Genomic DNA, 7,303 nt, shown 5'->3' with positions numbered 1-7,303 from the left:
GTGCAGCAGCGCCCGCGCGCGGCCCACCGACGCGCGCAGGTGCGCGGGCGACCACGCGCCCTCGTCCAGCCGCGCCAGCGCGGCGTCGAAGCGCTCCAGCGCCTCGCCGTCCAGCCCCTGCCGCAGGAAGGTCTCAGCGGTGAGGAGCGCCGCCTCCACCGGGTCGCCCCCGGCCAGCGCGGCGCGGCGGACCTCGGCCAGGGCGCGCTCCAGCAGCCCCTTGGACAGGTAGTCCTCCGCCAGCGCGAAGGCGTCGGGCGCCGGCGCGGGGGCAGGCGCCTCCTCCTGCGGCTTCGGCGCGATCTCGCCGAAGAGGGTGTCCAGCGCCCCCTCGTCGAAGGTGAAGCTCTCCACCCCCGCCGCCTCGCCCGTGACGCGCTCGGCGGCGTCCAGGTCGGGGGCGGGGATCTCCGCGAACTCGAACTGCAGCTCGATGGCGAGCCGGTACCGCGGGGTGGTGTAGTACGGGTTCAGCTCCAGCGCCCGCTTGGTCTCGCGGAGCGCCCCCTCGAAGTCGCCCAGGTTGGAGAGGACGAAGGAGAGGTTGTAGCGCGCCTCCGCGGAGTCCGGGTCCGCCTCCACCGCCCGCGCGAAGGCGTTGCGCGCCTCGTCGTAGCGGCGCGTCTCCATCAGCACCGAGCCCACCCCGTTCCACGCCGCCGCCGAGCCCGGCTCGCCCTCCAGCGCGCTCCGGAAGGCGTCCAGCGCCTCGCGGTGCCGCCCGCGGCGCAGGTACATCAGCCCACGGTTGCACCACGCCTCGGTGAAGCCCCGCCGGATCCGGACCGCCTCGGCGAAGGAGCGCTCCGCCCCCTCCGGGTCGCCGCGGTGCGTCCGCGCCACCCCCAGGTTGTTCCAGGCCAGCGCGTAGCCGGGGTCGGTCTCCACGGCGCGCCGGTAGCACTCCTCCGCCGCCTTCGCCTCGCCGGTCTGGTGCACGCAGACGCCCCGCTCGTTCCAGAGCTTGGGGCTCCCCTCGTCCTCGGCCAGGAGCCGGTCGTAGAGGTCGAGCGCGGGCCCGGCCTTCCCCTGGAGGAGGTAGACCTCGGCCATCCCCTGCCGCACCAGCGCCGCGTCCTCGCCCCCGGCCAGGGCGCGCTCGAACTCGCGCAGCGCCTCGTCGTAGAGGCCCTTCTGGCGGAAGGCGACGCCCAGGTTGTAGTGCGCCAGGAACTCCCCCGCCGCGATCTCCGGGCGGCGCACCCGCTCCCCCACCAGCTCGCGGTAGCGCGCCGCGCTGTAGCGGTCCAGCGAGAGGTTGGTCTGCGCCTTGGCGAGCTGCGGGTTGAGCTGCATCGCCCGGCGGGAGGAGGCCGCCGCGCGCTCCATCTCCCCCAGGTCGCCGTAGACGAAGGCCAGGACGTGGTGGGCGTCCGCCAGCTCCGGGTTCAGCTCGATGGCGCGCAGCAGCTCCCGCCGCGCCTCCTCGTTGAGCCCGCGGTTGTAGTACAGCTCCCCCTGGTAGAAGTGGAGCACGGCGCTGTCCGGGTCCAGCTCCAGGGCGCGCCGGAACCACTCCATCGCCGCCTCGAAGCTCCCCCCGGCCTTCTCCGCCTGCCCCAGCCGGATCAGCGTCTCCAGGTCGTCCGGGTCGTGCGCCAGGAGGCGCCGCAGCTCGGCGACGGCGCCGGCGCTGTCGCCCGTGTACAGGTACGCCTGCGCCAGCCGGGTCCGGGCGTCGGAGTCGTCCGGGTCCTCGCGCAGCCGCTCGCGCAGCTCCGCGATCAGCCGGTCGTAGTAGCCGGTGGCGAAGTAGACGATCTCCAGGTTGCGCTGGGCGACCTGCATCTTGGGGTCGATCTCCAGCGCGCGCTGGAACTGCGAGATCCCCTCCTCGTACAGCCCCTTGTTGAAGTAGAGGACGCCGAGGTTGTTGTGCGCACCCGCGTCCGCCGCGTCGATCCGCTGCGCGAAGCCGCGGAGGATGCGGAGGTCCCGCTCCGAGCGCGGGGCGCGCGCCGGGGCGGAGGTGGAGGCGGAAAGCTCCCGTACGTCAGGCAAGGCGGATCTGCTCGAGGATGACCTGCAGCGACTCCACGTCGGGGAGGAGGAGGAAGTGCCCCTGCACGGAGACGTCCTCCTCCATCTTGAACTCCGTCTGGATGCAGAAGACGTAGTCGCGCTCGTGCCCGAAGTTGGTGTACGCGGTGGTGAGCACCGCCCCCGCGAGGTCGATGACCAGCGAGGGGACGGAGGGGAGGAGCATGAGCCCCATGAAGTCGGAGAGCGCGTTCATGTACGCCGCCGACAGGATGTTCCCGGCCTCCTTGATGGCCGACTGCTCCAGCTCGCCGAAGACGTGCGAGTTCCCCGCGGGGCGGTGCAGCAGGATCTCGGAGAGCCGCATCGCCGAGTTGCGGGGGAAGATCAGCAGCGTGCGCCCGGTGAGGTCGCCCAGCATGTGCATCAGCACCGCCGCCACCACCTCCTCTGAGCTCGTCAGCAGCTCCGGCACCTCCTCCAGGGGTGCGACCTGGAGCTGCGGCACGGTGATCATGATCCGGCTCTTCGTCATCTGCGAGAGCGCGGTCGCGGCATGCCCCGCGCCCATGTTCGCCACCTCGCGCAGCGCGTCGAGCTGAATGGCCTCCAGGTCCCGTATGTCGATCATCGGTGCGCCCGATCCATGGTATACGTTGGTCGCGGCCGGCTCACGCGGCCGCCACTGCTTCGGCCCGGCCCTCGCGCGCCAGGATGCTTCCCACGTCGAGGATCAGGGCCGGACGGCCGTCGGAAAGGATGGTGGCCCCGGAGAAGATGCGGAGCGTCCCCGCGGTGGCGTCGAAGGACTTGATGACGATCTCCTGCTGCCCCGCCAGCTCGTCCACCTCGACCCCCACGCGGTGCTCCCCCGACTCCAGCACCACCGCCACGCGGCGGCCGCCGCCCGATCCGACGGCGGGTCCCTGCTGCTGGAGCAGCCCGCGCAGCGACAGGAGCGGGATGACCTCCTCGCGGAGCAAGGCCACGGTCCGCCCCTTCACGGAGCGGACGTCGGCCTCGGGGATCTCCACCGTCTCGCCCACGTGGGTGACGGGAAGCGCGTAGGTCTCCTCCCCCAGCCGCACCAGGAGCGCGCGGACGATGGCGAGCGTCAGCGGGAGCCGCACGGTGAACGCGGTCCCGCGGCCCGGCTCGCTGTCGATCTCCAGCGTCCCCCCGAGCGCCCGCACCCGCGTGGCCACCACGTCGAGCCCCACCCCCCGCCCGGAAACGTCGGTGACCCTGTCCGCGGTGGAGAAGCCCGGACGCGTGAGGAGGCGGTGCACCTCGTCGTCCGGCATCGCCTGCGCCTCCAGCTCGGACACCAGCCCGGCGGAGACCGCCTTGGCGAGCACGCGCTCGCGGCTGATCCCCCGCCCGTCGTCCTCCACGCGCACCAGCACCTGCGAGCGCTCGCGCGCCGCGAGCAGGTGGAGCATCCCGGTCTCCGGCTTCCCCGCGGCGCGCCGCTCCCCGGGCGACTCGATCCCGTGGTCGAGCGAGTTGCGCAGGAGGTGGACGATGGGGTCGCCGATCTCGTCCAGCATGGAGCGATCGAACTCGATCTCCTTCCCCTCCATGGCGAACTCCACCCGCTTCCCCAGCATCCGCGCCGCGTCGCGCACCAGGCGCGGGAAGCGGTCGAACACCTGCCCCACGGGGACCATCCGCGCCTGCATGATCTCGTCCTGCAACTCGGAGATCAGCCGCGCCGCCTGGTCCACCGTCTCCCCCAGCTCCGGCTCGTCCCGGAGGGCGGCCAGCTTCTGCAGGCGGTCGCGGATGATGACCAGCTCGCCGATCTGGTTCATCAGCGCGTCCAGCCGCCGCAGGTCCACGCGGATGTTGCGGGCGCGCGGCGCCGCGGCCGGGGCGGCGGGCTCGGCCGCCTCCTCCGCCGCGGGCGTGGGCGTGGGCGCCGCCGCTCCCGGCACGGCCACCTCCACCCGCTCCACGTCGCCCGCGCCGCGCAGCGCCGCCTCGACCTCCGCCGCGGGCGTTCCGGTGCGCAGCAGGAACTCCAGCGTCCCCGCGAACTCCGGCCCCTGCAGCACCCCCTCGTCCGGGACCACCCCGCTCACCTCGCCCAGCCCCCGGGCCATGCGGAGCGCCATGAAGGCGCGCACCCCGGGGAGCGGCGAATCGTGGGCGATGTGGACGCGGACGCGGACCGCGCCCTCCGGGACCGGCTCCGCGGAGGGGGCCCCGCCCGGAGCGCCTCCCGTGGACGCGGCGGCGGCTTCCGCCGGGGCGTCCCCGGCCGCCGCCTGCAGCCGGGCGATCACGGGGGCCACGTCAGGGTCGTTCCCCTCCTCCTCCGCGACCGCCGCCTCGATGGCGTGCTCCAGCGCGTCGGCGCCCTCGAAGAGGAGGTCCACCAGCTCCACGTCGGCGGCGCGCCGGCCGTCCCGCACCCGGTCGAGGAGGTCTTCCAGGGCGTGCGCGAGGTCGGCGACCGCGCGGTATCCCATGGTGGCCGACATCCCCTTGATGGTGTGCACGGCGCGGAAGACCCCCTCCACCGGCTCGCGCGAGCCGGGGCTCGCCTCGAGCGCGAGGAGAAGGTCGTTGATCGCGGAGACGTGCTCGCGCGACTCGGACAGGAACAGCTCGCCGTACTGCGAAAGCTCCATGCTCAGTTGGCAGGAGGAGCGTAAAGATGCCCGGCCGGAACCAGATTGAGCCGTTCAGAGCTCAACGTGGATGGCCCGGTGAAGAGAAATCGTGCAGCGGTACCCGAGGAAGGCGAGGACGGCGACTGAGGCGTACCTTGTGTACGCCGCAGGGAGCCGCCCGCAGCCTGACGCAGAGCTGCGCGATTTATCGAGCCGCTTACCCGAGGACCCGCTGGACGGCTTCCAAGACCCGGGAGGGCTGGAACGGCTTGACGACGAAGTCGCGCGCGCCGGCCTGGATCGCCTCGATCACCAGGGCCTGCTGCCCCATGGCGCTGCACATCAGGACCTTGGCGCCCGGGTCGTCCTTGATGATCTCCCGGACCGCGTCGATCCCGCCCATGTCGGGCATCACGATGTCCATGGTAACCAGGTCGGGGCGGAGCTGGCGGTACTTCTCCACCGCCTGCAGCCCGGTCTCGGCCTCGCCGACGATCTCGAAGCCGGCCTGCGTGAGGATGTCGCCAATCATGGTACGCATGAAGATCGCGTCGTCGCAGATCAACACCTTCTGAGCCATCAAGCCTCCGGAAGGAACAGGTTGAAGCCGTGGAAAAGGGAGGTCACGCCAGGATGGGACGGAAGATCTCGCCGGGGTCCACCGCGACGAAGATCCGGTCCTCGGTCTCGCCCACGCCGAGGATGTAGGAGCGGTCGATGCGGAGCGACCGGAGGAGGTCCGCGTCCATCTCCAGGTTGCCCAGGTCGGCCCGGACGATCCGGGACACCTCCTCCACCGCCATGCCGACCAGGCGCCCGCCGTGCTCCAGGACCACGATGCTGTGCTCGGGGTCCGCCGACGCGGCGCGGAGGCCCAGCCGCGCCCCCAGGTCGATCACCGTGACGATGCGCCCGCGCAGGTTGATCAGCCCGCACACGAACGGCTCGCTCCCCGGGAGGGGGGTGTACGGCCGCGGCGGGATGATCTCGCGGATGGCGCCGATGGCGACGCCGAACCAGTGCCCTCCGACGCCGAGGAGGACGATCCGCTCCAGCGGCGACTCGGTCGCGAGGGTGCCGCTCGTGGCTTCGCTGGGGTACACGTCGGGCATCACGGACGGGGAGGGACGTCGGAGCTCGGGAGGTGGAGCGGAAAGTATAGCGGGGCCGCCGGGGTCAAGCAAGCGGCCCGGCGCCGCCGCGCGCCCACTCCGCCGCGGCGGCCAGATCCGGCGGGAGCGGCGCCTCGAAGTGGAGCTCCTCGCCGGTGCGCGGGTGCCGGAAGCGGAGCTCCGCCGCGTGCAGGAACTGCCGGGGGGAGCGCCGGGCCAGCGCCAGCGCCCACGCCCGGTCCGCCCCCCCGAATCCCCGCGCCCGGTCGGGGGCGTACGTCCGGTCGCCCACCACGGGATGCCCCAGGTGCAGCAGGTGGACGCGGATCTGGTGGGTGCGCCCCGTCTCCAGCTCCGCGCGCACCAGGTCGGCCGCGCGCCAGCGCTCCAGCCGGCGGAAGTGCGTCACGGCGTGCCGCCCGCCCTCCACCACCGCCATGCGCTTCCGCTCCACCGGGTGGCGGCCGATCGGCGCTTCGACGGTGAGAGTATCGGCGGGGAGGTGCCCCCACGCAAGCGCGAGGTAGGCGCGCCGGATCCGCCGGTGCTTCAGGTCGTCCGAGAGGCGGCGGTGCGCGTCGTCGTTCTTGGCGACGATCATCAGCCCGGAGGTGTCCTTGTCCAGCCGGTGGACGATCCCGGGCCGCAGCTCCCCCCCGATGCCGGACAGGTCGCCGATGGCGTGCAGGAGCGCGTTCACCAGCGTCCCGGTGGGGTTCCCCGGGGCGGGGTGCACCACCAGCCCGGCCGGCTTGTCGAGGACGACGAGGTCCGCGTCCTGGTGGACGATGTCGAGGGGGATCTCCTCCGGCGCGGCGGAGGCGGGCTCGGGCGGGGGGAGCCGGACCTCCACCCGGTCTCCCGGGCGGGGGCGGTCGCGCTTCTTCGGCGCGGCGCCGTTCAGCAGGACGTTCCCGGCCTCGATCAGCGCCGCCGCGCGCGAGCGGGAAAGGTCCAGCCGCTCCGCGAGCCAGGCGTCCAGCCGCTCCCCCGTCTCCTCCTCGACGAGAAGCTCGCGCCGCTCCCCGTCACCCCGCATCCTTTTCCCGGGCCGCCTGCACGTCCTCGCGCCACAGGGAGATCGCAAGCAGCACGGCCCCGCAGGTGACCGCGATGTCGGCGACGTTGAACACCGGCCAGCGCACGTTGCCGAAGCCGAAGTCGAAGAAGTCCACCACCCCCTGCTCCGAGCGGAGCCGGTCGATCAGGTTCCCGATGGCCCCCGCCGTCACCGACGCCAGCGCGATCAGCCGGGGGAGGTCGCTGCGCGGGGTGGCGCGGTACCACATGAAGAGCCCGATGATCGCCAGGATCGTCAGCCCGGTGAAGATCCACCGGGAATGCTCTCCCAGGCTGAGCCCGAACGCCGCCCCCCGGTTGAAGATGTAGGTCAGGCGGAAGAAGTCCCCCAGCACGGGGACCGGGTCGTACAGCCGGAGCGTCCGCTGGACGATGGCCTTCGTGACGACGTCCAGGACCACGATGCCGCCCACCACGCCCGCGTACAGCCCGACCTTCCCCCGCATCGTCGGCTCGGGGAGGATGGTGGGCGGGGTCTCTCTCGTATCGGTCAACGTGCTCTCCATGCTGTTT

General features: G+C 72.7%; 7 protein-coding genes. All 7 read right to left on the bottom strand.

The window, feature by feature from the left end; genetic code table 11:
- Window positions 1–2,001: tetratricopeptide repeat protein (locus tag VGR37_06715; protein HEV2147075.1), on the bottom strand; the 2,001-nt coding region annotated here is incomplete at its 3' end.
- Window positions 1,994–2,611 carry a chemotaxis protein CheC gene (locus tag VGR37_06710; GenBank protein HEV2147074.1) on the bottom strand — a complete coding sequence of 206 codons (618 nt, stop codon included), beginning with the start codon at window positions 2,609–2,611 and terminating at the stop codon, window positions 1,994–1,996. The genes VGR37_06715 and VGR37_06710, both read right to left, overlap by 8 nt.
- A 40-nt stretch (window positions 2,612–2,651) precedes the next feature.
- A complete protein-coding gene (locus VGR37_06705) occupies window positions 2,652–4,616 on the bottom strand; it encodes a chemotaxis protein CheA (GenBank protein HEV2147073.1) in 1,965 nt (654 codons plus the stop codon).
- 199 nt (window positions 4,617–4,815) lie between these two features.
- Window positions 4,816–5,178, bottom strand: a complete 363-nt coding sequence (locus VGR37_06700; GenBank protein HEV2147072.1) for a response regulator — start codon at window positions 5,176–5,178, stop codon at window positions 4,816–4,818.
- A gap of 43 nt (window positions 5,179–5,221) precedes the next feature.
- Window positions 5,222–5,710 (bottom strand): chemotaxis protein CheW, encoded by a 489-nt coding sequence (locus VGR37_06695; protein ID HEV2147071.1) that lies wholly within the window; start codon window positions 5,708–5,710, stop codon window positions 5,222–5,224.
- Between the two features lie 64 nt (window positions 5,711–5,774).
- Window positions 5,775–6,749: an RluA family pseudouridine synthase gene (locus VGR37_06690; GenBank protein HEV2147070.1), complete on the bottom strand. Its 975-nt coding sequence runs from the start codon at window positions 6,747–6,749 to the stop codon at window positions 5,775–5,777.
- Window positions 6,739–7,284, bottom strand: coding sequence for a signal peptidase II (gene lspA / locus VGR37_06685; GenBank protein ID HEV2147069.1), 546 nt, complete (start codon window positions 7,282–7,284; stop codon window positions 6,739–6,741). The genes VGR37_06690 and lspA overlap by 11 nt, the downstream gene beginning before the upstream one ends.
- Window positions 7,285–7,303: the final 19 nt, after the last annotated feature.

The sequence above is a fragment of the Longimicrobiaceae bacterium genome, from assembly GCA_035936415.1.
GTDB lineage: Bacteria > Gemmatimonadota > Gemmatimonadetes > Longimicrobiales > Longimicrobiaceae > JAFAYN01.
The sequence above is the reverse complement of the archived record's forward strand: the minus strand, read 5'-3'. Positions and strand labels throughout refer to the sequence as shown.